The sequence below is a fragment of the Methyloradius palustris genome, from assembly GCF_019703875.1.
GTDB classification, from domain to species: Bacteria; Pseudomonadota; Gammaproteobacteria; order Burkholderiales; family Methylophilaceae; genus Methyloradius; species Methyloradius palustris.
Genome location: NZ_AP024110.1, coordinates 913,355 through 939,786 on the forward strand (window position 1 = coordinate 913,355; position 26,432 = coordinate 939,786).

Annotated in this window: 24 protein-coding genes and 2 riboswitches; of the genes, 23 read left to right on the forward strand and 1 reads right to left on the reverse strand. The window is 46.6% G+C overall.

What is annotated here, in order from left to right:
* Positions 1 to 118 precede the first annotated feature (118 nt).
* Positions 119 to 1,342, reverse strand: a complete 1,224-nt coding sequence (gene xseA, locus ZMTM_RS04450) for an exodeoxyribonuclease VII large subunit (RefSeq protein ID WP_221765112.1) — start codon at positions 1,340 to 1,342, stop codon at positions 119 to 121.
* Positions 1,343 to 1,397: 55 nt separating this feature from the next.
* Between xseA and ZMTM_RS04455 the strand changes: the two genes are divergently transcribed.
* The 23 genes from ZMTM_RS04455 to ZMTM_RS04560 all read left to right on the forward strand — a co-directional run bounded on the left by ZMTM_RS04455 (position 1,398) and on the right by ZMTM_RS04560 (position 26,431).
* On the forward strand, positions 1,398 to 1,901 hold the full coding sequence (locus ZMTM_RS04455) for a disulfide bond formation protein B (RefSeq protein ID WP_221765113.1): 504 nt from the start codon (positions 1,398 to 1,400) through the stop codon (positions 1,899 to 1,901).
* A gap of 41 nt (positions 1,902 to 1,942) precedes the next feature.
* Entirely contained in the window at positions 1,943 to 2,830 is an 888-nt protein-coding gene (gene cysM / locus ZMTM_RS04460) for a cysteine synthase CysM (protein ID WP_221765114.1), read from the forward strand.
* Positions 2,790 to 4,667, forward strand: coding sequence for a hypothetical protein (locus ZMTM_RS04465; protein WP_225907095.1), 1,878 nt, complete (start codon positions 2,790 to 2,792; stop codon positions 4,665 to 4,667). Before cysM ends, ZMTM_RS04465 begins: the two co-directional genes overlap by 41 nt.
* Before the next feature lie 59 nt (positions 4,668 to 4,726).
* On the forward strand, positions 4,727 to 4,924 hold the full coding sequence (locus ZMTM_RS04470; RefSeq protein WP_221765115.1) for a hypothetical protein: 198 nt from the start codon (positions 4,727 to 4,729) through the stop codon (positions 4,922 to 4,924).
* A 79-nt stretch (positions 4,925 to 5,003) separates the two neighbouring features.
* Positions 5,004 to 5,396, forward strand: a complete 393-nt coding sequence (locus ZMTM_RS04475) for a YdbL family protein (RefSeq protein WP_221765581.1) — start codon at positions 5,004 to 5,006, stop codon at positions 5,394 to 5,396.
* A 30-nt stretch (positions 5,397 to 5,426) separates the two neighbouring features.
* Positions 5,427 to 6,203, forward strand: coding sequence for a 3'-5' exonuclease (locus tag ZMTM_RS04480; protein WP_221765116.1), 777 nt, complete (start codon positions 5,427 to 5,429; stop codon positions 6,201 to 6,203).
* 176 nt (positions 6,204 to 6,379) lie between these two features.
* Positions 6,380 to 6,483, forward strand: a riboswitch (guanidine-I (ykkC/yxkD leader).
* A 53-nt stretch (positions 6,484 to 6,536) separates the two neighbouring features.
* Positions 6,537 to 7,571 (forward strand): fatty acid desaturase family protein, encoded by a 1,035-nt coding sequence (locus tag ZMTM_RS04485; protein WP_221765117.1) that lies wholly within the window; start codon positions 6,537 to 6,539, stop codon positions 7,569 to 7,571.
* Positions 7,572 to 7,583: 12 nt separating this feature from the next.
* Positions 7,584 to 8,366: an N-acyl homoserine lactonase family protein gene (locus ZMTM_RS04490; protein ID WP_221765118.1), complete on the forward strand. Its 783-nt coding sequence runs from the start codon at positions 7,584 to 7,586 to the stop codon at positions 8,364 to 8,366.
* The gene (locus ZMTM_RS04495) at positions 8,363 to 9,271 is read left to right on the forward strand and encodes a DMT family transporter (RefSeq protein ID WP_221765119.1); all 909 of its coding nucleotides are present in this window, start codon (positions 8,363 to 8,365) and stop codon (positions 9,269 to 9,271) included. Before ZMTM_RS04490 ends, ZMTM_RS04495 begins: the two co-directional genes overlap by 4 nt.
* 178 nt (positions 9,272 to 9,449) lie before the next feature.
* A riboswitch (guanidine-I (ykkC/yxkD leader) is annotated at positions 9,450 to 9,557 on the forward strand.
* 134 nt (positions 9,558 to 9,691) lie between these two features.
* The gene (locus ZMTM_RS04500) at positions 9,692 to 10,384 is read left to right on the forward strand and encodes a hypothetical protein (RefSeq protein ID WP_221765120.1); all 693 of its coding nucleotides are present in this window, start codon (positions 9,692 to 9,694) and stop codon (positions 10,382 to 10,384) included.
* Positions 10,385 to 10,475: 91 nt separating this feature from the next.
* On the forward strand, positions 10,476 to 11,468 hold the full coding sequence (locus tag ZMTM_RS04505; RefSeq protein WP_221765121.1) for an ABC transporter substrate-binding protein: 993 nt from the start codon (positions 10,476 to 10,478) through the stop codon (positions 11,466 to 11,468).
* Between the two features lie 39 nt (positions 11,469 to 11,507).
* Positions 11,508 to 12,485 (forward strand): ABC transporter permease, encoded by a 978-nt coding sequence (locus tag ZMTM_RS04510; RefSeq protein ID WP_221765122.1) that lies wholly within the window; start codon positions 11,508 to 11,510, stop codon positions 12,483 to 12,485.
* Positions 12,486 to 12,518: 33 nt separating this feature from the next.
* Positions 12,519 to 13,439: an ABC transporter ATP-binding protein gene (locus ZMTM_RS04515; RefSeq protein WP_225907096.1), complete on the forward strand. Its 921-nt coding sequence runs from the start codon at positions 12,519 to 12,521 to the stop codon at positions 13,437 to 13,439.
* 4 nt (positions 13,440 to 13,443) lie between these two features.
* Complete coding sequence (locus ZMTM_RS04520; protein WP_221765123.1) at positions 13,444 to 14,214, forward strand: creatininase family protein; 771 nt, start codon at positions 13,444 to 13,446, stop codon at positions 14,212 to 14,214.
* Positions 14,215 to 14,233: 19 nt separating this feature from the next.
* Complete coding sequence (gene glnT / locus ZMTM_RS04525) at positions 14,234 to 15,595, forward strand: type III glutamate--ammonia ligase (protein ID WP_221765124.1); 1,362 nt, start codon at positions 14,234 to 14,236, stop codon at positions 15,593 to 15,595.
* 234 nt (positions 15,596 to 15,829) lie between these two features.
* Positions 15,830 to 16,336: a nickel-responsive transcriptional regulator NikR gene (gene nikR, locus ZMTM_RS04530; RefSeq protein ID WP_221765125.1), complete on the forward strand. Its 507-nt coding sequence runs from the start codon at positions 15,830 to 15,832 to the stop codon at positions 16,334 to 16,336.
* Between the two features lie 17 nt (positions 16,337 to 16,353).
* A complete protein-coding gene (locus ZMTM_RS04535; protein ID WP_221765126.1) occupies positions 16,354 to 17,097 on the forward strand; it encodes an urea amidolyase associated protein UAAP1 in 744 nt (247 codons plus the stop codon).
* Positions 17,094 to 17,750, forward strand: a complete 657-nt coding sequence (locus ZMTM_RS04540) for an urea amidolyase associated protein UAAP2 (RefSeq protein WP_221765127.1) — start codon at positions 17,094 to 17,096, stop codon at positions 17,748 to 17,750. Before ZMTM_RS04535 ends, ZMTM_RS04540 begins: the two co-directional genes overlap by 4 nt.
* Before the next feature lie 215 nt (positions 17,751 to 17,965).
* Positions 17,966 to 21,598, forward strand: coding sequence for an urea carboxylase (gene uca / locus ZMTM_RS04545; protein WP_221765128.1), 3,633 nt, complete (start codon positions 17,966 to 17,968; stop codon positions 21,596 to 21,598).
* Positions 21,599 to 21,610: 12 nt separating this feature from the next.
* Entirely contained in the window at positions 21,611 to 23,023 is a 1,413-nt protein-coding gene (gene atzF / locus ZMTM_RS04550; RefSeq protein ID WP_225907097.1) for an allophanate hydrolase, read from the forward strand.
* 24 nt (positions 23,024 to 23,047) lie between these two features.
* Entirely contained in the window at positions 23,048 to 23,458 is a 411-nt protein-coding gene (locus tag ZMTM_RS13415; RefSeq protein WP_225907098.1) for an allophanate hydrolase-related protein, read from the forward strand.
* A gap of 112 nt (positions 23,459 to 23,570) precedes the next feature.
* Positions 23,571 to 24,935, forward strand: coding sequence for an ethanolamine permease (gene eat, locus ZMTM_RS04555; RefSeq protein ID WP_221765129.1), 1,365 nt, complete (start codon positions 23,571 to 23,573; stop codon positions 24,933 to 24,935).
* A 98-nt stretch (positions 24,936 to 25,033) separates the two neighbouring features.
* Positions 25,034 to 26,431 carry an ethanolamine ammonia-lyase subunit EutB gene (locus ZMTM_RS04560; protein ID WP_221765130.1) on the forward strand — a complete coding sequence of 466 codons (1,398 nt, stop codon included), beginning with the start codon at positions 25,034 to 25,036 and terminating at the stop codon, positions 26,429 to 26,431.
* Position 26,432 lies beyond the last annotated feature (1 nt).

Below are 26,432 nucleotides of genomic sequence, written 5' to 3' on the forward strand. Positions count from 1 at the left end.
GTCTTTAAATTTTATATATGAGACGCTACAAATCAAATTCTAACAGTTATCGCCAGCCCACTGTAGAACGCGCGTGCATTGTGTTGTTTAAATGCGAAAGGTGACCAAAAACCACCCATCAAGACCTAAATAACGATGCAGGTAAAATCTCTGCGTCAGTTTTACCATCTTTAAAGTTGAGCGCAACACGTTGCCCAGTTTTCAGGCCTTTGCTAGACGAAACCAGTTCGCCATTCGCATTTTCTACATAAGCATAACCCCGCTCCAGAACAGCTTGTGGGTTCAAATGTTGCAGGTTCTGGCCTAATTGTATGAGTCGTTGCTGCTGCTGTTGCAGCTGCGTGGTACTGGCGGTTTTTAATCTCGATTGCAATTGAGTCAGTGTGTCGCGTTTATGCTTGATTTGCTGTAATGGCGATAGCAAACGTCTGCTCAGGTAATCCAACTGCTGGCTACGGTTTTCCAGCAAGTAGCGTATCTGGCGCGATATTCTTTGCTCAATCTGCATAATGCCAGCAAGTAGATTATTGCGATCTGGCGTTGCCAGTTCAGCCGCTGCGGTAGGTGTTGGCGCCCGATAATCTGCAACGAAATCGGCAATGGTGAAATCCGTTTCATGCCCTACACCGCTAATAATAGGGATTTGGCAGGCATGAATCGCACGCGCAACAATTTCTTCGTTAAATTGCCACAAGTCTTCAATGCTGCCACCACCGCGGCAGAGTATCAGCACATCACATTCTGCCCGTTTACTGGCTTTATCAATGGCTGTTGCGATGAGATTGGCGACACCTTTCCCTTGCACGGGGGTGGGGTAGAGGATCACAGGAATGCTTGGCATGCGGCGCTTAAGTGTGCTTAACACATCGCGCAAAGCGGCTGCATCTGCCGAGGTGATGATGCCAATCTGGCGGGGATATTGGTGTAACGGTTTTTTAAAGGCTGCATCAAACAACCCTTCACTTTCCAGTTTCAGGCGTAATCGCTCGTAGGCTTCAAACAAGGCGCCCAGCCCAGCCTGCTGTAAAAACTCAATGGCTAATTGAAACTCGCCACGGGCTTCATAAAATGAAACCACGGCACGGGCTTCAACCTTGTCACCTTCTTTCGGTATCCATCCCAGATAACTATTGCGGTTCTTGAACATCACGCAACGCACCTGCGCGCCACTGTCTTTGAGTGAGAAATACCAGTGACCAGAGGCCGCGCGCGTGAGGTTGGATATCTCGCCACTCACCCAAAACAGCGGAAAACTACGTTCTAGTACATCGCGCGCTAAACGATTCAATTCGCTGACGGTCAACACTTTTGTCGGTGAACCAATCGCTTGGTTTTCGGCCATTTTCTCTTTAATCCGTTACAATATTGTCTTGAATTATAAGGCGTGAAAGCATCGTATGTTAAATAAAGTATTCTCTGGCAGAGCTGGCTATTTTCTTGGGTTTGTCGCAAGTTTTGGCTTGGTTGGGCTCGCGTTATTCATTCAGCAAAAATACAATCTTGAGCCATGCCCATTGTGCATTTCACAGCGCATTGCATTCATGGCATTGGGCATTACTTTCTTGTTGGCAGCTTTGCATAACCCTAAAAATATAGGTAGAAAAGTATATGGCCTGCTGCAGTTTGTGGCGGCAGTGACTGGTGCTGGCATTGCCTCACGCCACATATGGATACAAGCTAACCCTGACAAAGTGATGGCAGAGTGTGGTGCAGGGTTTGACTATATCTTTGAAAACTTCCCCATGAAGCGCGCTCTAGACTTGGTGTTTAAAGGTACTGGCGAATGTACTTCGATTGACTGGACATTGTTTGGGCTCACTATCCCGCAATTGTCACTCATCTGTTTCGTAGGCTTGGCGATTTACGCCATATTGCTGGCATTTTTAAAAGCCAAAGCCTGATTCACACTGCTGCTACAAAAACCAAAAAATAAAGAACTTACATGTATAAAACTTTAGAAGATTTTGTCGGCAATACGCCACTCGTCAAACTGCAACGCATGGCTGGCAATACCAGCAATACGATACTCTTAAAGCTTGAAGGCAATAACCCTGCAGGTTCTGTGAAAGACCGGCCGGCGCTCTCTATGATCAAACGTGCCGAAGCGCGTGGTGATATCAAGCCAGGCGATACGCTGATTGAGGCCACGTCAGGCAATACTGGCATTGCACTAGCCATGGTGGCGGCGATGCGCGGTTATAAGATGGTGCTGGTGATGCCTGAAAATCAAAGCATAGAGCGTCGTCAGAGTATGAAAGCCTTTGGTGCCGAGCTCGTGCTGACACCCAAAGATGGCAGCATGGAACTGGCTCGAGATGTTGCGCTAAAAATGCAGGCCGAGGGTGAGGGCATAGTGCTAGATCAATTCGGCAATCAAGATAATCCACTTGCCCATTACGAAGGCACGGGACCAGAAATCTGGCGCGATACCGAGGGTAAAATCACCCACTTTGTGGCCAGCATGGGCACCACAGGCACGATTATGGGCACTTCACGTTATCTTAAAGAGCAGAACCCGAATATCCAGATTATCGGTGTGCAGCCAGAAGAAGGCGCGCAAATTCCAGGCATACGCAAATGGCCAGTGGAATATATGCCCAGCATTTTTGATGCAAAACGAGTAGATGAGCTGGTGTATGTAAGCCAAGCCAATGCTGAGAAAACCACGCGTAAGTTAGCCAGTGAAGAAGGTATTTTTGCTGGCATTTCATCTGGCGGCGGCTTGTATGCCGCCTTGCAGCTTTCTAAAACGCTGGAAAATGCAGTGATTGTCTCCATCGTTTGCGATCGTGGCGACCGTTATCTTTCCACTGGGGTTTTCCCTGCCTAGTTTAAACAGTCATCACCAATCACTGCGTTTTGCAGTCTTGGTGATGGGCTTGTTTGTTTTACAAAGCAATCTTGCACAGGCACAAACCAGGCTCAGCATTCAGGTTGGTCAGATGCAAAGTGATGTCGGTGAAGCACGCAACGTGAATCTCGATGTGCGTTTACTTTCAAGGCCATCTGCAAAACCCACTCTGAATATTCAGGCGAAAGCGCAGATAAAAGCTAAGGAAGATAAAGCTTGGAGCGATGCTGCATTGACCTGCGATAGCTTGAGTAATCCATCCTTAGCAAAATGGCAATGTGAGCATGGTAGCGTTAGTTCAACTGCGTTTAAGCTGCCTTTTAGCCTAGCGATACAACTACCAATTGATAAAAACCAGCCCAACTATTCAGCGGATATTGCATTAAAAAACGCCAGTTTTAATGATGCTGCAGGGTTACATGCTGGCGATAAAATCAATGCCAGCATGCAAGTTGTCGCAGCTAAAAAAGCCAGCCAGTGGCGTTGGCAAACCAGTCTGGATTGGCAGTCAGGCGAAGTCTTCTGGCAACCGTTTTATATCGCGACGGCAGGTCATCAACTACATGCTAGTGGCTATCTCGATCAAAATTCCTTGGCTATCGAGCAGGCATCGCTTGATATAAAAAATGTTGGTGTGGTGAATGTAAACGCCAACATTAGTTTGCCAGACCACGCCATTACTAACCTCACACTCAACGCATCTAGCCTTGATATGGCAGCGCTATATCCGCTCATACTCAAGCCTATGCTTGAGGGCGGTAGCCTGAGCCAGCTTGAGGTCGCTGGCAAGGCTGATATACAGTTTCAGTTGCTGAATGGTTCGCCGCAGTCTTTTAATGTGCATTTGCAGGATGTCGATCTTGAAGATGGCAACGGCCGCTTTGCACTGTACAAGCTGAATGCGAGTATTCCGTGGGATTACGATGATGTTCGCAATATGACTGCCAGCTATCAGGGTGGCCATGTGCTTAAATTACCATTGGGCGCGACCAACTTGAATGCCGAGCTTAATCGCTATGCGCTGACTTCAAGTCAATTGAAATTGCCTGTCTTGGACGGTGCACTGGTGTTGTCAGAGGTTTCGGCCGCGCTACTCGGCGGTGACTTGCACGGCCATCTGCGCGCTAGCATTTTGCCTATTAGCATGCCTGATCTCAGCCATGCACTTGGCTGGCCGCGAATGGAGGGCAAAGTCTCTGCAATGATTCCACTGGTCACTTACTCTGCGGGCTACCTAACGACAGATGGTGAGATGCTGTTTAATGTATTCGATGGCACCGCAGTCATCAGGCAACTCACAATGCAAACGCCACTCGGCATCAACCCCAAACTCAATGCGGATGTTGAGATGCGCAATCTTGATTTAGGCGCACTGACTCGCACCTTTTCTTTCGGCGCAATCGAAGGCAAGCTGGATGCTGATATCAAAGAGCTTGAGTTGAATAACTGGCAAGCAGTGAAGTTCGATGCCAATATGCGCAGCAGTGCAGGCCGCTACCCTAAAAAAATATCACAACGCGCTGTGGAAAATATCTCGTCGCTAGGTGGTCCAGGTGCTTCGCTGGCGATACAGCGCAGTTTCTTGCGGTTCTTCAAAGAATTCAATTACGAAAAAATCGGTCTCTCATGCCGCCTGATTAATAACACTTGCCTGATGGATGGCGTTGAATCAACCCCGCAAGGGTATGTCATCGTAAAAGGCAGCGGCGTGCCTGCCATTACCGTGATGGGCTACAATCACAATGTGAATTGGTCGGAGCTGGGCACGAGAATCAAGCGCATTACGCAGAGCAATGTGAAACCCGTGATTGAGTAATGCCAGAATCATGTTCAGAATGAGTGATGACTGAAGTTGTATTTTAAGAGGATGACAAAATGAATAAATGGAAATTAGCCTTACCAGTTGTGTTCTTACCTCTAGTATTTTTGCCTGCATGCGTCACCATCAACATCTATTTTCCCGCCGCGGCCGCAGAAAAAGCAGCCGACAAGATTATTGATGATGTGTGGCAATTAAAACAGCCAAAAGATAAAGCACCTGATGCGCCAGACGCCACCAGACCCGCAAAATAAGGATGACAAAATGAACGCTATCAAAATCAAAACTATGTCGCAAAACCGTTTGAACTTAAATTTCCTGATTGCGGCATTCATGTTCCTTGCTATTGGTTTATTTGCGTCTTTCGCACATGCCGCCGCAGATATTGAAATCAATACACCCGCTGTCTCAGCGATTAAAAATAGCATGCAGGCGCGCCATACCCAGCTTGAGCCTTTTTACGCCAGTGGTGCTGTTGGCTTAACGCGAGATGGCCTAGTCAGCGTGCGCGATGCCAATGCGGTAGCGCTCTCGCAACGCCAAAGCGTGAATGGCTTGGTCTCTGCCGAGAACACAGATCGCAACGCACTATATAAAGAGATTGCCAATGGCAATGGCCATCCCGAATGGGAGGCCGAAGTAAGAGCTACTTTCGCCCAGCGCTGGGCACAAAAAGCACCCGCAGGCTGGTGGGTTGAGGGCGCAAATGGTTGGGTTAAAAAGTAACTAATTACGAGCTAATATTAAGCCATCCATATGACACCAACTCTAGTTTTTGATATTGAAACAGTGCCCGATACCGAAGGCATCAAGACGCTATTGGACTTACCTGATAGCACCTCTGCTGAAGATGTAGCCAACATAGCCTTGCATAAACGCCGTCAACATAATGGCAGTGAATTTTTACCTTTGCACCAGCATCGTGTGGTTGCTATTTCATGTGCCTTGCGTGAAGGCGATAGTTTTAAGATATGGACGCTTGGCTCGGTGGATGAGCCTGAAGGTCAGCTAATCCAGCGTTTCTTTGATGGCATTGAGAAATACACGCCCAATGTGGTTTCGTGGAATGGCGGTGGTTTTGATTTACCCGTGCTGCATTATCGTGGCCTGATTCATGGCGTTCAAGCGCCACGCTACTGGGATATGGGCGATGATGACCGTGAATTCAAATGGAATAACTACATCGGCCGCTACCACATGCGGCATTTGGATTTGATGGATTTGATGGCCATGTACCAGCCGCGTGCCAATGCGCCGCTGGATGATTTGGCGAAACTCTGTGGCTTCCCTGGCAAACTCGGCATGGATGGCTCCAAGGTCTGGGATGCCTATAAAAATGGTGAGACTCAAGGCATCCGCGATTACTGTGAAACCGATGTTGCTAATACTTATCTGGTATTTTTGCGCTTCCAACTCATGCGCGGCGCATTAAATTCTGAGTCTTATGCTCATGAGATTAGCCTCGTACGTGATACTTTGTCTGGCTACACGGGTAAACACTGGCAGGAATTTTTGGCTGCATGGACTGCCTGATCTTGGTGCATCTTTATTTCTATGGTGCACTCAACTGCTTTTTTTATAAAAAAACATTTTTATAATTAAAATTAAAGCACTGATTTGGATGTAAAAAACCTAAATTTTTGTTGTGGTACATGAATTGCTTTATCAGTAATAGTATTGAGAAAGCGGTGATTCACCGTATTAAGTATCAAAAAGATCACTAGGGTTCCGTCTTTTGTTTTTATAAAGAGTCTGGTCCGAGAGCGGTCGGCCAAATTGATTGGCTACACGGAGGGATAAAAGCCCGGGAGACAGCATTTAACTATGCCGCCTTCTTGAGTTTGTTCTAATGTGAGGGTCAATATCTTGTTAAATCGTAGCATTGCTTCAGTTAAATTTTTTCAAACACCGTTACCCGATTTGTTGGCCTTTGCATTTGTGCTACTAGGGTATCCATTGGGTGTTTATCTTCTATTTTCAAACTATTGGCTTATCAATCTTCTTGGCTTAATGCTAACGGCTGAAACCTTAATCATTAGTGCCTATTTGATTCATGAGTTTAGTCATTGGAGTATTTTTAAGTCCCCCAAAACCAATGAGCGCTGGGCAAATATCATGGCCTGGATTAATGGGAGTTGCTACACCACTTATCAAGCGATTCGCGATCAGCATATGAAACATCATGTAGATCGTGCAGATGTACTAGATTTCAATGTGCAGCAATTGATGAACGGAATGCCTGCCTGGATTAAAACCATGATTGTTGCGCTCGAATGGTTATACATACCAGCATTCGAAATCATGATGCATTTCTTAGTAATTCTGTTGCCATTTTTTAACCCTCAGTTTCATAAAAAACGTCTTAGGATACTAGCCATTCTGGCAATACGCGTTCCGTTATTCGTTGTGATGGCTTTGGTTTCTTTGAAAGCTTGGCTTTTATATTTGGTTGCGTATTGCATCATGCTAACAGTCTTGCGTTTTGCTGATGCATTTCAGCATACCTATGACGTTTTCTTAAAAACTGACGCTAAATCAAGTGATGGGAAGTTTAAAGATGGCAAGCTGCGTGATCGTGCCTATGAACATGCCAATACTTTTTCAAATTTGGCATCCATTAAGTACCCTTGGCTGAATCTGCTATTTCTCAATTTCCCCTATCACAACGCTCACCATGAGAAACCTGTCGTGCCTTGGCATAAGCTGCCCGAGTTTCACAAAAAGCTATATGGCGATACCACACATTTGCCAGTAATCCCAATGTCTCGCTTGCTGAAAACATACCATAAGAACCGAATTAAGCGGGTGGTGAGTGATGATTACGGCGTCATTAGCGACGGCCCGAATGGCGCTGATCAGTTTGTCGGCGGAGTAGGTGTTTCGTTTCTAACGGCAATATAAAGGTGGTCAAGAATGACTAGTGTGACCAAATTATGGCCGATATTAACCGCCACACATCAATATGATAAATCTCTCTCGACCCGCAACAGAGGCGCTGGCCAAATGATTGTGGCGCCTATTTTGGCCTATTTGATCGAGACAAAAAATGGGCGAATATTGTATGACGTAGGCTGTGATTACAACAAGATTGCCGACCCAGCGCTTCGAGCACGTTACTACAATCCGGATGTATTTGAGTTTGGCGCGCCTGATATGCAAGACTCGCAGCGTTTACCCAATCAACTTGCCAAAATGGGTTTATCCGTTACAGATATTGATGTCGTGTTTTTAGGCCATCTACATTTTGACCATGCGGGTGGTTTGTGCGATATGTGTGGGGCTGAGGTGCATATTCAGGAGGCAGAGTTAGCTGCTGCAAACTCTGAAAATGACTTGGCTTATTTTGATAATGAGGTGATTGCACAAAGTAATTGGCAAGTGAAACAAGGTGAATATGCGCTTGATGCGGGTATTCACGCAATCGCAAGCCCAGGGCATACGGCAGGTCATATGTCTTTATGGATAGAAATGCCTCAAGGTGCGCCGATTATTCTTGCGGGTGATGCGGCGGACTTAACTGAAAATATTGTCGATGAAGTCGCCCCTGGCAATTGTTGGCAAGATCAAACTGAGCTTGCAATTGCTAGCATTCGCAAGCTTAAAGCCCTTGCAGAGAAAGAAAAAGCAGAGCTGTGGCCTAACCACGATATTGCTTTTTGGCGCACATTAAAACAGTTTCCAGAGTTTCATATATGACCAGTATTTCAAATACGAGCAGTACAACTTTAAGCGCTCATCAATCAAAAACCTCATCTGGCTTGCCAGTCATCTCTATTCTTACAGGTGCCGTATTTTGGGGCTTTTGTTGGTGGCCATTAAAATTCTTTGCAGATGCGGGGCTTTCAGGAAATTTAATTGGCATGACGGCTTACGCCATTGTGGGGCTAGTTGCAATCCCTATTGTTTGGAGAGAACGTCACCAGTGGCGAAGCGAAACTGGTTTGTTTTTCCTCATAGGCATATTTTTTGGCTTAGCTAACATCACTTTCACTACCGCACTTATGGAAGGGGAGGTCGTCAGAGTAATGCTGTTGTTTTACCTGCTACCAGCATGGGGTGCTTTAGGTGGTGTTTTTTTACTGGGTGAAAAACTTAATAAGCGTCGTTGTATTGCGATAGCACTTTCACTCATCGGTGTGTTTGTGATTTTAGGTGGCGCTGAAATTTTGAATCAGCCTTTTTCTAGCGTCGATATTATGGCTTTGGCCGCAGGCTTTTGTTTGTCTGCGACAGGGGTGGTCAATAAAATGGCGCAAAAAATCCCCATGGCAAGCCGTTCTTTTATCCCATTCATTTTTTGTCCGCCGATGGCGCTGGTAGGCAATTATTTTTCGCCGACTACTATGCCCGTGATAGGGACTGTGACTTGGCTATTGCTAGTGCTATTTGCTTGCTTTTGGCTGTTTGGCGGCACTTTCCTCACCACTTACGGTGTGGCAAATATGGAAACAAGTCGTGCCTCTATATTGCAAGTGATGGAGCTCTTTGTGGCAATTGTGACTGCGATGTGGTTGGGCGGTGAAGTGCTGGAGTTAAAAGAATACATTGGTGGAACACTCATCATTATCGCCACGATATTAGAGTCGCTACCTAGTGCATGATTCTTACTTGCGCTCTACATTAGTGCATCTTTTGAGTATCAAATGTTGGGTGTTGTGAGTGATATTTAATGGATAAGCAATTGATTGCAAGGTTTATATTTAATTTAGATTGAGGTGGCATGCTGTATGCTTAAGTATTACTAATCGAGAAATTGGTAATACTTTTACCGAAGCAGTATCGCAAGACATCTAGGGTTCCGTTTTCTTTGCTAATAGAAAAGCCTGGACCAAGAGTTGTCGGCCAACAAACACTTTGGCTACACGGAGGGATAAAAACCCGGGAGACAGCATGAATGAATGCCGACTTCTCGTACTTTGACCGTTGTGGGAGCTAGATATGTTTTCAGTAAATTGGGTAAACAATCAGCGAATCGTTATTCGTGTTTACCTTAAATCAAATGCGCTGCTGGACTGTCAGAAATGACAACCCATTCAGTCCCCAGCCAATACCTCGGTATGTGGCGCAGAACACTATTAGAGCAGGCTGGTGTGATCGACACATCAACTTTGGTATTGGTGATACAGACCGAGCAATATCATGCAGATATACGCATCCCAAGTGATCGCCCCGATTTTAAAGATGTAAAGTATTTAGCGGATTGCGCATCAGAACAATTGCGTTGGCTTGCTACTCAACAGGGCTTTACGGGCATAACAGAAATCAATGGCGATATTTCTCAATGGCTACGAGACCACGATTATCAGCCATCCAATGGCCAGCGAGATATTGGTGAAATGACGTTTGAATCTGAAGATGTCATCGTCGAAATAGGCATTGAAGCCGAATATCGTGAAATCTGGCAAAAAATCAAAGATTCCCAGTTTAATTTAAGTGTTAGTCATATCGCTGGAGTCGATCGTCATGGATATGAATTGCCAGCAAGATTATTCACTGCAGGAAAACAATTCGCTTATGTCAGGCCGCGTAGCACTGTATTACCCAAATCGGCGAGTTTTCTTGAGGCGATAGACACTGTAAAGCCCAGCAGAGAGCTATTGCTTGACTGGTTAGATTTTGAAATTTCATTTGGGGAAATTCAAGATAAAGGATTTGGCAAGATATTGCATTCAACCTTGCCTTTTCGAGAGCAGGAAATGATGTCGTTGATGTAAGTTTGATTGTTAGTTGCAGTGGGGTTTTGAAATTTTTGTTTTTACTTAATATTTGTGCTTACTTAATTCGTGTTCACTTAGGAGATTCAATATGTTTTCCAACACAAGCGTTTCAAGTTTGAAAAAATTGATGGTTGCTTTATCCGTTCCATTGGCCATGGCTTATGGCAATGTCACCCAAGCAGCAGAGCCATTGAAAATTGCATATAGTGATTGGCCTGGATTCGTAGCATGGCAAGTAGCGATAGACAAAGGCTGGTTTAAAGAAGCTGGTCTTAATGTGAAGTTTGAGTGGTTTGACTATGGTGCATCGATGGATGCTTTCACAGCTGGCAAAGTAGATGCGGTATTTGTCACCAATGGCGATGCTTTAGTGGTTGGCTCAGGTGGCGCGAAAAATACGATGATTTTGATTACTGATTACTCAAACGGTAATGACATGATTATTGGTAAGCCAGGCGTTAAAAGCATTAAAGATTTAAAGGGTAAAAAAGTGGGTACGGAAGTCGGCATCGTTGATCACTTATTGCTACTTGATGCATTACAAAAAAATGGTATGAAAGAATCGGACATTACGATCGTAAATACCAAAATTAACGATACACCTCAAGCACTTGCAGCTGGTGACTTGACCGCTGTTGGTACGTTCGAACCTAGCGCAAGCCAAGCGCTAAAATTGGTAGCAGGTTCCAAGCCAATTTACACTTCAGCACAATCTCCTGGCTTGATTTATGACGTGTTGGCTGTAAACCCGGCGAGTCTTTCTAACCGCAAGGCAGAATGGACTAAGTTAACCCCTATATGGGCGAAAGTTGTGGCTTATATCAATGACCCGAAAACGCAAGCAGATGCTGTGAAAATAATGTCTGCACGTGATGGTACAACCCCGCAAGAATATACAAAGTTTTTAAAAGGTACACGCTTGTTGAATGTTGATGAGGGTAAAGCCGCCTATGTTAAAGGTGATGGCCTCACATCATTGTATGGCTCAACCGCAAATGCAGATGCCTTTAACGTGAAAAACGCTATTTACAAGACACCGCAAGATATTAATAAATACATTGATCCGCTGTTATACAAGTAATTGTAATCAATATATTTAACTATCTTTATAGGAGCAGAAATGCGTTTTTCATCCAATGTATCTAGCTGGTTTAATGTCAGGCAAGAGTTATCGCCAGAGCGAAGAAAAATCGTTGGATGGGCGTCATTTCTGCTACCTATATTACTTTGGTGTGTTGTGAGTTATGTGCCTTTTATTTGGCACCCTATGGTTGTCGTGCAGCAAGCAGGAGATGTTGATTACTTTCAGACAGACATGCTGGTGACGCGTGAGGTTTTTGACGAAGAAGTCGCCAATATGCAAAACGATGGCAAAAAATTACCGGAAGGTAAAGCCGCCAACCCTATCTACTTACCAGCACCGCATGAAGTAGCAAAAGCCTTTTATACCGCTTTTACCACAGAGCCAGCACAGAAAGAGGGCTTGTGGCTTCATCAGAGCTTATGGCAAAGCATACAGGTGATTTTCTGGGGCTTTTTCATTTCGTCCCTCATTGGCGTGCCCTTAGGTATTTTATGTGGCACTTATAGCGTGTTCTCTCGCTTGTTCGAGCCATTTATTGAGTTTTTTAGGTATCTGCCAGCCCCTGCGTTTGGCGCATTAATGGTGGCCATATTGGGCATTTATGACGGGCCGAAAATTGCCATTATTGTGATTGGTACATTTTTTCAACAGGTACTCATCATCAGTAATACCACCCGCAAGCTTGATTACTCACTTCTAGAAGCTGCCATGACCTTGGGCACTAATAAATTCAAGCTGTTATGGCATGTAGTGATTCCAGGTATTTTGCCTGATTTATATCGTGATTTACGCATTTTGTTAGGGTGGGCTTGGACGTATCTGATCGTTGCTGAGCTCATTGGCACATCTTCAGGCATTACCTTGTTCATTACGCAGCAAGCAAGGTATCAGCACTTTGAAAATGTATATGCCGCAATTTTTATTATCGGATTTATAGGGTTAGGGTCAGATTTAATGTTGGCTTGGCTAGGCAAGCGCTTGTTTGCCTGGAATAAAGCAGTGAACAAAGAATAAATCTTCCCAACTTTAAATTGACGGATAGACACAATGACTAATGAAGATAAAAGCATGATAGGTACTGACTATTTAACGCAATCAGATGCAGTTAAACAAAGGTTTGATCGGCTGAAAAACCGCGAAGTAATTTTAGAGGTTAAGGGTTTAAATAAGATATATAAAACCGCCAAAGGCGAAACGACTGCGCTCAAAAATATCAATTTTAAAACCCATAGGCGTGAGTTTGTCTGTGTGATTGGGCCATCAGGTTGCGGTAAGTCTACACTTGTACGAATTTTGGCCGGGCTCGAGAGTTACAACGGTGGCGAAGCCTTATTGGATGGAAAGCCCATTACAGGGCCAGGCCGTGACCGTGGGATGGTGTTCCAAGGCTATACCCTGTTTCCATGGAGGACAGTCAAAGAAAATGTGATGTTTGGATTGCAAATGAACAACATTACCACCAACGAAGCCGCGAGAGAGGCTGATCAATGGCTAGATTTGGTGGGCTTGGAAAAATTCGCAAATGCCTATCCACATGAGTTGTCGGGCGGCATGAAGCAACGCGTTGCGATTGCACGTGCATTGGTGAATCAACCACGCATTTTGTTGATGGATGAGCCTTTTGGTGCGCTGGATGCGCAAACGCGCTGCAAAATGCAAACGCATTTGCTTGAAATTTGGCGAAACATTGATATCACTATCGTGTTCATTACGCACGATTTAGACGAAGCAATTTTTTTAGCAGACCGTATTTTGGTACTCAAAGCGCATCCCGGTGAAGTCATGGAACTCATTGAAGTGCCAGTGCCACGTCCGCGCAGTGTAGACCAATTATTTAGCCCAGAATTTTTAGCGACCAAAGCACGTCTAGAAGCGCTGATCCATCCAAAACAAGAAACTGATACAAACGAGATACCCATTCAGCAACGCATGCTTCGATTTGTAGATGTAACAGATAACGTGGAGTGATGTCATGACAATGGAATGGTCAAAAACTACTTGGGATGAAGTGCCTGCTAAATTAGAAGCCTCTAATTATTCAGCGATTTTACCAATAGGTGCCACTGAGCAGCACGGCCCACATATGGGTTGTGGAATGGATTACGTATTGGCCGATGTTTTGTGTAAAGCGGTGGCAGAAAAAACGAATGTCCCTATGTTACCTACCATGCCTTATGGCTGTTCTATCGGTCATAGCCAGCGCTGGCCCGGCACCATTGCGCTGCAGCCAATCACATTAATTAACACGATTAAAGATATGGGTGACTGGGCTTATTACAGTGGTATCAGGCGCTTATTTATTGTGAATACACATGTTACCAATGCAGCCCCTTTGCGTTGCGCTTTAGAAATGCTGCGTGCAGCGCATGATGACATGATGATTGCTGTTATCAACACCGCGCACTTAAGTAAACGCGCAAAAGAATTTCAGCATGCGGACGGCGATGATTGGCACGCTAACGATGGGGAAACATCACTCATGTTGGCAACCGCTCCCTATATGGTGCGCACCGACAAATTAACAATGGCGGATGACATCGACCGCACGGACGGGTTGGTATTTTCTCACCCTGTGAATAGAACGAGTTTGAATGGTGTGACTGGCTTACCTAGTCTTTCGAGTAAGGAAAAAGGCGAGGAATGGTTCGCCTGGATGGTGGAGGATCTAAGTAATTTGGTGACAAAAGGTACGCAGGAGAGCCCTCCTTTAGAGTATTCATATTTTGATAAATTTAGCGATTAATTAATAAGGACTAGAACGTATGAAAACGGCAGCAGAAGTTAAAGTCATTGAGCAACAATTGAAAGATAAGGGCGTGAAATACTGCATAGGCGCTTATGTCGATATTCATGGCATCCCTAAAGGTAAGGTCGTACCGATTGACCATTTACCTCAAATGTCAGGTGGTTCTGAGCGCTATACAGGCTATGCTTTAGATGGCTTGGGGCAAGGTCCTAGTGATGATGAATTAACCTCTGTGCCAGATTTAGACCAGATTATCCAGTTACCTTGGGAGCCGAAGGTGGCATGGATGCCTGCCGACAATTACTTTCAAGGCAGCCCATACCCGCTGAATACACGTGTGGCGCTTAAAAACGTGTTGGCAGAAGCTGAGAAATTAGGTTTTGGCATGAATTTAGGCATTGAATGCGAAATTTACCTATTTAAGAAAAATGAAGACGGCACTTTAAGTGTTCCGAACCCAGACGATAAATTGGGTAAAGCAGCCTATGACGTCAGTACCTTTATGGATAATTTTACTTGGCTAGACAAAGTGGGCAGTGCCATGAATAACTTAGGTTGGGATTTGTATTCATTTGACCATGAAGATGGCAACAGCCAATTTGAGTTTGACTTTAACTATAGCAATGCACTGACCATGTGTGATCGCTTCACTTTCTTCCGCTATATGGCTAAACACTATGCCAAAGAAGAAGGCTTGCTGGCGACTACTATGCCCAAACCGTTTGCGGATAAAACTGGCACTGGTGCACACTTCAACATGTCTTTATACGATTTAAAAACAGGTAAAAACCTCTTTGCCTGTGACCCAAAAGATGATCCTCGCGGTTTAGGTTTAACTACGTTAGGGTATCAATTTATTGCCGGTATCCTTAAACATGGCCCTGCACTTTGCGCTGCCTTTGCACCTACTGTAAATAGTTACAAACGCTTGGTTCGCCGTGGCGCGATGAATTATTTTAGCTGGGCACCTGTATTTAATTCATTTGGCTCAAATAACCGCACCAACTCAGTACGTGTACCGATGGGCGGTGGCCGTTGTGAATCACGCAATGCTGACGGTTCGGTCAACCCCTACTTAGCGGCTACCTTAGCGCTAGCAGCAGGCCTGGAGGGCATTAAAGAGGGGCTGGATCCAGGGAAGCCAAACGAGGACAACTTGTACGAAATGACCGAAGAAGAACGTACAAAGCGCGGGATCGGCTTTTTACCACAAACCCTGCAAGAGGCTGTCAAAGCCTTTGCTGCCGATCCTTTGGTGGAAAAAACCCTGGGCAAAGGATTGAGTGATGAATTTATTAAATATAAAACAGAAGAGTGGGAAGCCTACCACCAGTCTATTAGCCAGTGGGAGATCAACCGCTACAGCCACATGTTCTAAAAAATATGCGCATTATCCTACTGCGCGGCCGTGATCGTGATGCATGCGCTGCTCGAAATCCTCATGTACTTTGAGTACATTCCGGTTTCTGTGCTGCTCTTTATCACGCTGACGGTCGCTCGCGACGGATACTGCACATATTTTGCAATGTATCTCGGCTCGCCATACAGGTTTTTGAGGAATGGAAATTGCTCTTGATTACTCAAGGCAATTTAAGAAAAAAAAGGGATAAAAATGGCCATTAAAGAAAATAAGAAAAGCCAGCTAGTAAACCGTATCAGTATTTCGCTACCAGAGGATTTACACGCGGAACTAGACATCATGGTTAGCGAGCGCGGCTTTGAGAGTCGCTCACAGGCTATTAATGACATGTTGCGCCAGCAGTTAGTTGAACACAAAAGAGAGACTGGTAATGAAGTCATGGTGGGTACTATTACCATTCTCTATAACAATTCCATTCGTGGTTTGCAGAAATCGCTGGCCGATTTGCAATATGAACATCTGGACGAAGTCATCAGTTCGCTGCACGTGCATTTGATGGATAACCAGACGATGGAAGTGATTTTGGTACAAGGGCCAGCACAGAAAGTACAAGCTATCGCTAATGAGATCGTGACCTTGCGCGGCGTCATTACTGGCAAGCTGCAACTCATGGGCGCTGTGATTCCGCCATTACACCCAATGACTAAGGCCGAAACCAAACTGGCCAGTGTTACTCCTTTACCCACAACTAAAAAGTAGAGTCAGAAGTATTCAACATGAGTATAGAAACACAACAAAAAGCACTGAATCTTGAGCAGATTTTATGGGAAGAAACCATCCCAGGCGGTAACCACTGGTCAGGCCTGATTCGCCGCGGCACATCGCTGCGCTTTACAGACCTCACTGGCGGCGCCAACCTTTCAGCATTGTTTTATAACACTGAAGACAAGCTTGAGCGCTACAACATGCCAGACACCTTGAAAGGTCAACACACGGCATTTTTGACTACAGGTAACGTTTGCTATTCAGATATGGGGCGGGTGATGTGCTCAATCATCGGCGATAGCTTGGGCTGGCATGACACCATTTGTGGCGTGACGGATGCTGCTCAGATAGAAGCGAAATATGGCAAAGCCAATTTTCAAACCCACAGAAATGATATGTATCGCAGTGGCAAAGATGGCTTGCTGATTGAGCTTGCCAAGTATGGCTTGAGTAAGCGCGACTTGGTCGCGAACGTCAATTTTTTCAGCAAAGTCACCCCTGATGAATCAGGCAATTTGAGTTTTGTGACTGGCCATAGCAAGGCTGGCAGTTATGTTGATGTGCGTTTTGACATGAATGTGCTGCTGGTACTTTCTACTACGCCACATCCGCTAGACCCAGCAACCACCTACAAACCTGGCGCTGTAAAAATTAGTGCATGGCATGCTGGGCTTGCCACCGCTGATGATGCGTGCCGCAATGCCTGTGGCCAGAATAGCCGTGCCTTTATTAACACTGAACGGTATTACCTATGATGCAGAACTTAGTGGAAAGTCAGCTAACTCCAGAAAATGCAGTACTAGACCAAGTCTGCAACTCGGGCGACCCATGGATGGCTGAGATCAAGAAAGGCCAGATATTCCGTATTCTGGACTTGGAAGGCAACCAAGCGGTTGATACCTTGTTTTACAGCGCAGCCAACCCCGAAGAGCGCTACAGCGCGGTCGATACCATTGCCCGCCAAGCCAAGTTATACCTCACTACTGGCTCGGTGCTGTATTCCAGCGAGGGTAACGCCATGCTAACGATTATTGCCGACACCTGCGGCCGTCATGATACTTTGGGTGGCGCCTGTGCAGCCGAAAGCAATACCGTACGCTACGCCCTGGATAAACGCCCTATGCATAGCTGCCGCGATACTTTCATGCATGCGCTGAATACCTGCGAATGCGCCACGCATAGAAACATGAGCAAACGCGATATCACCGCGAACATCAATTTTTTCATGAATGTACCCGTGACGGCCGACGGTGTTTTGAGTTTTGCTGACGGTATTTCAGGCGCTGGCAAATACGTGGAAATGCGTGCCGAGATGGATGTGGTCGTGCTGATCTCTAATTGCCCGCAATTGAACAACCCCTGCAATGCCTACAACCCAACACCTGTGCGCTTGCTAGTCTGGAATTAAATGCTGGAACACTGAGCAGGACGGCCTGATTCAGTTGATATAAATCTGGGACGACCCACCAAGAGGTTAAATGTTTAAGAATGTACTCATAGCAAACCGCGGCGACCAGCCACTGATAAGTGGCGCAGCGGCGAAGCCAAATTGCATGCGGGTCGAAGACCTAGCAGGCGATTTTGACGCGGTAAGTAGCACATGCTTAGTCGTGGAGCTAAATCATGTTTAATAAAGTATTGATAGCAAACCGCGGCGAAATTGCCTGCCGCATCATTCGTACCCTGAAAAAACTGGGGGTTGCATCAGTCGCTGTTTATTCCGAGGCGGATGCGGGCGCAAAACATGTGATGGATGCAGATGAAGCTATTTGCGTTGGGCCAGCGCCCGCAGCAGAAAGCTATTTGAATATCCCAAAGATTATTGCTGCAGCCGAGCAATCTGGTGCGCAGGCTATACACCCAGGGTACGGATTCCTATCGGAAAACCAGGGCTTTGCGCAGGCTTGTGAAGCGGCTGGCATTGCTTTCATCGGCCCAACGCCTACACAGATGCGTGACTTTGGTTTAAAACACACCGCCCGTGCGCTGGCTGAGCAGAACGGCGTGCCTTTGTTGCCAGGTACAGGTTTGCTTGCCGATGTGAAACAAGCCGAACTTGAAGCCGAACGCATTGGCTACCCTGTCATGCTGAAAAGTACCGCTGGCGGCGGCGGCATTGGTATGCGGCTGATTTGGGCTGTGGGTGAACTACAGGAAGCTTTTGATTCTGTGCAACGCTTATCCAGTGCTAATTTCAAAGATTCTGGCATCTACCTAGAAAAGTACGTACAGGCCGCACGCCATATCGAAGTACAAATATTCGGCGACGGCGCAGGCAAAGTGGTGGGGCTTGGCGAGCGCGATTGCTCAGTGCAACGCCGTAACCAGAAGGTGATTGAAGAGACCCCAGCCCCCAATATCAGTGATGAAATACGCCAGCAACTCTCACACACTGCAGTCAAGCTAGCCAGTGCGATCCAGTATCGCTCTGCTGGCACGGTGGAATTTGTGTACGACAAAGAGTCTGGCCAGTTTTATTTCCTGGAGGTGAATACACGCCTGCAGGTAGAGCATGGTGTCACCGAGTTGGTGACAGGCGTGGATCTGGTTGAATGGATGATACGACTTGCGGCAGGTGAGTCTGATTTTATTCATGCATACCAGCATCAACCACAAGGCCATGCCATACAGGTTCGCGTATATGCCGAAGACCCTAACAAGAATTTTCAGCCTAGTGCTGGCGTATTGACTGAAGCCCAGTTTCCCGCCTTTGCCAGAACCGATACCTGGGTAGAAAAGGGCAGCGAGGTATCGCCATTCTATGACCCACTGATTGCAAAAGTGCTGGTACATGCAGCGAATCGCGAAGATGCCGTTGCCAGCATGCGCAGTGCCTTGGATGAAACTCGTCTGAGCGGCATAGAAACCAACCTTGAATACCTGCGCCAGGTGCTGGCCGATGATGTGTTCCCCGCTGGCGAACAAGTCACGCGCTACCTGAATAGTTTCAACTATCGGCCTTATACGATAGATGTGCTTGAAGCTGGCGTGCAAACCACGGTGCAAGATTATCCCGGCCGTGTTGGCTATTGGGCGGTCGGCGTGCCGCCATCAGGCCCCATGGATCATCTTGCATTCAGACTTGCTAATCGCCTTGTAGGTAACAGCGAAGGTGTTGCTGGGCTGGAAATCACCCTGATAGGCCCTAGGCTCAAATTCAATACAGATGCAGTGATTGCCGTCACTGGCGCGCCGATTGAGGCAGAGCTAGATGGCGAAAGTATTGCGCTTTGGCAATCCTATGTGGTGAAAGCAGGTAGTACGCTGTTGTTAGGCAAAGTGAAAGAAGCTGGTTGCCGTAGTTACCTTGCTGTAGATGGTGGCTTCGAAGTACCTGATTATCTGGGTAGTAAATCTACATTCACACTAGGCCAGTTCGGTGGGCACGGCGGTCGCACTCTCAGGGTTGGCGATGTCTTACACCTCACCAAACATACGCTGAGCAATAATCCTGAGTTGAAAAATTTACCTCTCAATCTTCAGCCAAACTACAGTAATCTGTGGGAAATCGGCGTACTCTATGGTCCGCATGGCGCGCCTGATTTCTTTACTGATGACGATATCACCATGTTTTTCAGTACCGATTGGGAGGTGCATTACAACTCCAATCGTACTGGTGTGCGCCTGATTGGCCCCAAGCCAGAGTGGGCTAGAAAAGACGGCGGTGAGGCTGGTTTGCACCCTTCGAATATTCACGATAACGCTTATGCAATCGGCGCAGTGGATTTCACTGGAGACATGCCCGTGATTCTAGGGCCAGATGGCCCAAGCTTGGGTGGTTTTGTTTGCCCAGCGACTATCGTGCAAGCCGAGCTATGGAAGATGGGGCAGCTAAAAGCTGGTGACAAGGTCAGGTTCAGGCGCATTTCTCAGACCGAAGCCAGTGCCTTGGAGTCAGCACAGAACCACATGGTTGAGAATCTGAGTGCTGCAAAAGTAGTGGGTGTCGTGCCGCAATTCAGCCTGAATCCGGCCAGCCCAATACTTGCAGAAATCGCGGAAACTGCAGGCCAGATTAAAGTGGTTTATCGCCAGGCTGGTGATAAGTACTTGCTAGTGGAATATGGGCCTTTGGTGCTTGACCTGAATTTACGCTTTCGCGTGCATGCTTTGATGCATTGGTTACAAGCTGAAAATATCAACGGCATTATCGACCTCACGCCTGGTATACGCTCCCTGCAAGTGCATTTTGAAAGTCGATTGTTACCAGTCAATCAGTTACTCGACATATTGCATGCGGCTGAAAGCCAATTGCCTACAGTCAGCGAGATGGAAGTGCCTACACGCATTGTGCATCTGCCGCTTTCCTGGGATGACGCTGCGACACAGTTGGCGATTGAAAAATACATGCAATCGGTGCGTAAAGATGCACCATGGTGCCCGAGCAATATTGAGTTTATCCGCCGCATTAATGGATTGGGCAGCATAGCCGACGTTAAGGATATTGTATTTAACGCGAGTTATTTGACGTTAGGTTTGGGTGATGTCTATCTGGGTGCGCCAGTTGCAACGCCAGTTGATCCACGCCATAGATTGGTCACAACAAAATACAATCCTGCGCGCACCTGGACCCCTGAAAATGCGGTCGGTATCGGCGGCGCTTACATGTGCGTTTACGGTATGGAAGGCCCGGGTGGTTATCAATTTGTCGGCCGTACGATACAGATGTGGAATCGCTGGGGGCAATTCAAGTTACAAGGCCAAACACCAACAACTGCCAGCCAACCGTGGCTGCTACGATTCTTTGACCAGATTCGTTTTTACCCAGTATCAGCCGAAGAATTGCTGCAAATGCGCGAGGATTTTCCACGCGGAAAATTCGAACTCAAAGTCGAGGAAGATGTGTTCCGCTTGCGCAATTACAACCAATTCTTGAAGGATGAAGCGCCATCAATCAATGCGTTCAAGACTACGCAACAAGCCTCTTTTGATGCAGAGCGTGAGCGTTGGATTGCCAGTGGGCAGGCCAATTACAGCAGTGATCATGAAGTTAGCGATTCAGCCGTTGGCGATGAATTTGTGTTACCGGCCAATAGTCGTGCGGTGGCATCCCATGTGTCAGGCAACCTTTGGCAACTCAAGGTAAAAGTGGGCGATACAGTGAAAGCGGGCGATGCATCCGTCATCGTTGAATCTATGAAAATGGAAATCACCGTGCCCGCCAATTGCAGCGGCAAAGTCACCCATATTTTCTGCCAGGAAGGTAACCAGGTATCTGCTGGACAAAACCTTTTTGTCATCGAAGAAACTCATTGAGAAATGCACACCATGACAACAAAACAAGCACTAAATCTTGAAATACAACACCTGCGCAGCCTGTATCTTTCTGCGGCATTAACACCTGCACAATTGGTGGAGCAACTCGATGCGGCAATCGGCAATGATGATCCAGGCCACATCTGGATACGCCGTTTGAGCAAAGCAGAAATGTTTGTATATGCAAAACGTTTGGAAAGTTTGAATCCTGCTGATCTGCCCCTGTACGGCATTCCGTTTGCAATTAAGGACAACATTGATCTGGCGGGCTTCCCCACTACTGCGGCTTGTCCGGAGTTTGCCTATACCCCAGAAAAAAGTGCAACAGTCGTGCAGCAACTGATAGATGCAGGCGCTATCCCGGTAGGGAAAACCAATCTAGATCAGTTTGCCACCGGCCTTGTGGGGACACGATCACCTTATGGTGCTTGTCAGAATAGTTTTGACTCTGAATACATCTCAGGCGGCTCCAGCGCTGGTTCGGCAGTGTCGGTGGCTAAGGGTTTTGCCAGTTTTAGTTTGGGGACTGACACTGCAGGCTCTGGCCGCGTACCAGCCGCATTTAATAATCTGGTCGGGCATAAGCCAACATGTGGGTTAGTAAGCACACATGGTGTAATACCGGCTTGCCGCACGCTGGACTGTGTATCGATTTTTGCCCTTACAGCAAGCAACGCAAAAATCGTATTGTCAGTCGCACAGGGTTACGATGAAGCCGATGCGTTCTCTCGCAAATTACCTATCTCTCCAGAAAGTAAGACCAAAACGACGTTTACTTTTGGTGTGCCGCAAGCCAATCAATTGGTATATTTCGATAATCCAGAAACACCAGGATTATTTGATGAGGCAATCACGCAACTTGAGGCCATAGGCGGTACGCGAGTTGAAATCGATTTCTCAGGCTTTCTTGAAACTGCGCGATTACTATATGAAGGCCCTTGGGTCGCAGAGCGTTATGCAGCGATTCGCGAATTTTTCGAAGCTAAGCCCGAGGCTTTATTTCCAGTCACACGCCAAATTATTGGCGGCGCAACTAAATTCAGCGCCGCAGATACTTTTGCAGCGCTCTATCGGCTGAAAGATTTACAGCGCAGCAATGCCCCTATCTGGAAAACGCTGGATTTCATTGTGACGCCTACTGCTGGAACCATCTATACCATTGCCGAGTTGGCAGCAGAGCCCGTGAAATGTAATTCCAACCTCGGCTATTACACCAATTTCATGAACCTACTCGATTTAGCCGCCATCGCTGTACCCACGGGTTTTCAGAAAAATGGTTTGCCATTCGGCATTACACTATGCGCGCCTGCTTTCAGCGATGAGCAGTTGTTAAATCTGGCAAGCCAGTTGGAAGTAGCCGCTATTCAGCAAGGCAAAAGAACACTAGGTGCAACAGGTATCGCTCAACAAATAGACAAATCATAACAAGACCAACCTAAAGGGAATTTCATGGCGGAAAACGATCAACAATATATAGAGGTTGCAGTCTGTGGCGCGCATATGAGTGGTTTACCACTTAATCCACAATTGACTGCTTTAGGCGGCGAGTTTGTGCAGAAGACCAAAACTGCGCCTTACTACAAGCTATTCAAGCTGAATGGCTTTACGCCCGAGCGCCCAGGCTTGATCCGTATTAGTGAAGCAGGGCAGGCGATTGCACTGGAGGTATGGAAATTGCCGATTGAAAACTATGGCAAGTTTGTGGCGGGCGTGCCAGCACCACTAGGCTTTGGTACGCTGGTACTAGCCGATGGCGCAAAGGTGCAAGGTTTTTTGTGTGAAGCTTATGCGACAGAAGATGCTGTTGATATATCTGCTTACGGCGGATGGCGCTGTTACATCCAGGAAAAATCAGCATAAATGCCTAGTTTGTGAGATTGATAATATGGTCGCGATTGCCAATATGGGATAGCGCCATAGTGATGCAGACTGCATGATACTTTCACTTAATATTACTTAAAGGGGTCTTTTCATGAGTTCTGAGTTGAAGTCCACATTAAATGGTTGGCATCTCTGGGGGCTAGCCGTTGGTTTGGTTATCTCAGGCGAATATTTTGGTTGGAGTTATGGCTGGGCACAAGCGGGTACGCTTGGTTTCCTTGTCACCTCCATCATTATTGCCGTGATGTACACCACATTCATTTTTAGCTTTACTGAGTTAACGACTTCAATTCCTCACGCTGGTGGGCCATTTGCCTATGCCCGGCGAGCTTTTGGGCCAAAAATGGCTTATCTGGCTGGCTTTGCGACCTTGATTGAATTTGTGTTCGCACCACCTGCAATCGCGATGGCGATTGGCGCTTACCTGAATGTGCAATTCCCGGGCGTTGATCCCAAGCTATTTGCGATAGGCGCGTATGTCATATTTGTTGGCCTGAATATTATAGGCGTACAAATTGCAGCCACTTTTGAGTTGTTTGTTACCGTGTTGGCAATTATCGAACTACTGGTATTCATGGGTGTAGTTTCACCTGGCTTCTCTATGACCAACTTCGTGGCCAATGGCTGGTCTGGTCAAAGCACTTTCACCTCAGCGGCAATCCCCGGCATTGTGGCGGCTATACCATTTGCGATCTGGTTCTTCCTCGCGATTGAAGGTGTAGCGATGGCAGCAGAAGAAGCGAAAGATCCTAAAAAGACGATTCCTAAAGCCTATATCGCTGGCATTCTTACTCTGACTGTTTTAGCGATGGGTGTGATGATATTTGCGGGTGGCGCGGGTGATTGGACTGCGCTTTCTAATATCAATGACCCATTACCACAAGCCATGAAGATGATTGTGGGTGAGCATAGTGGCTGGTTGCACATGCTGGTTTGGATTGGTTTATTCGGTTTGATTGCCTCATTCCACGGCATTATCCTGGGCTACTCACGCCAGATATTTGCCTTGTCGCGCGCTGGTTACATGCCTAAGTTCTTTGGTGAAGTAAACGATAAATTCAAGACGCCACATCGTGCGATCATTGCTGGTGCTGTTGTAGGTGTTGCGGCTATCCTGAGTGATGACTTCCAGTTTAATGGCATGACACTTACAGCTAACCTGATCACCATGGCGGTGTTCGGTGCGATTGTGATGTACATCGTTTCCATGATGAGTTTGTTCGCATTACGCAAGAATGAGCCTAATCTTGAGCGTCCATTTAAAGCGTATGCATATCCATTGTTCCCAGCGATTGCACTTGGCCTTGCGGTAATCAGCCTGGTGACGATGATTTACTATAATCAACAGCTCGCTCTCGCATTTGGCGTATTGATGGTGCTTGGTTTTGCATACTTCAGCATGACTCAACATCATCGTGATGCTTCGTCAGATAACACCATCGTAAAAACAGCTTAATCTACTTTGATATCTTGAGTACTTACCTTCTCCACTTGATTGGAGAAGGTAAGCCTGAGGTATAAGCTAGAACCCACCTGTTCATAGATGAGACATGTATGGTTTACAAATACACTACAGGCTTACACACTTACCAGTTTTCTGATTTAAAAGAGGTCATGGCGAAAGCCACGCCTGCGAGATCCGGCGATTATCTTGCTGGTGTTGCAGCAGAAACCTATGCCGAACGCATGGCAGCCCGTATGTGCCTAGCTGATGTGCCACTCAAACATTTTCTTGAAGAATTACTGATTCCATACGAGACCGATGAAGTCACCCGGCTCATTATCGATAGTCATGATAAAACTGCATTTGCTGAAATCAGCCACCTGACAGTAGGTGGTTTTCGTGACTGGCTACTTTCAGACGCCGCAGATAGCGCGTCATTGAAACGTGTATCACTTGGTATCACTCCAGAGATGGCCGCAGCGGTTAGCAAATTGATGCGTAACCAAGACTTGATTCTGGTCGCTAAAAAATGTCATGTCATCACAGCATTCAGAAATACCATTGGCTTGCCGGGCCATATTTCAAGCCGCTTGCAACCCAACCACCCAACTGATGATGCCCGTGGCATTGCCGCTTCTATCGTGGATGGCCTGATGTATGGCTCTGGCGATGCAGTGATCGGCATTAATCCCGCCACGGACAGCATTCCCGCATTGATGGATTTGTATTATCTGGTAGATGAAATCATCAACCAGTATGAGATACCTACGCAATCTTGCATTCTGACTCACGTCACCAACCAGATTCAGTTGATTGAAAAAGGCGCTCCACTAGACTTGGTGTTCCAGTCGATAGCGGGTACAGAAAAAGCCAACAAAAGTTTTGGTATAGACCTCGCCGTTTTGCAAGAAGCACAAGAGGCTGCGCTCTCACTGAAACGCGGTACAGTCGGCAATAACGTAATGTATTTTGAGACAGGTCAAGGCTCGGTTCTTTCAGCCAACGCCAATTTTGGGGTGGACCAGCAAACTTGCGAAGCCCGTGCTTACGCCATTGCAAGACGATTCTCTCCTTTACTCACTAATACCGTTGTCGGGTTTATCGGCCCAGAATATCTTTACGATGGTAAACAGATCATCCGTGCAGGTCTTGAAGACCATTTCTGCGGCAAGCTGCTCGGCGTGCCACTAGGTTGCGATGTCTGCTATACCAACCATGCCGAGGCCGACCAAGATGATATGGATACATTGATGACGCTGCTGGCAACTGCTGGACTGACCTTTATCATGGGCATTCCAGGGGCAGATGACATCATGCTCAACTACCAAACAACCTCGTTCCACGACACTTTGTACATTCGAAAAGTACTCGGCTTAAAAGCCGCACCGGAGTTTGAGCAATGGCTGAAAAAGATGAATATCATGGATAGCAACGGCCAGGTGCAGCCTGTTACTGCTGCCCACAATATGTTGCAAAACATGCCTAAACATTTATTAGCTGCTGCATAAG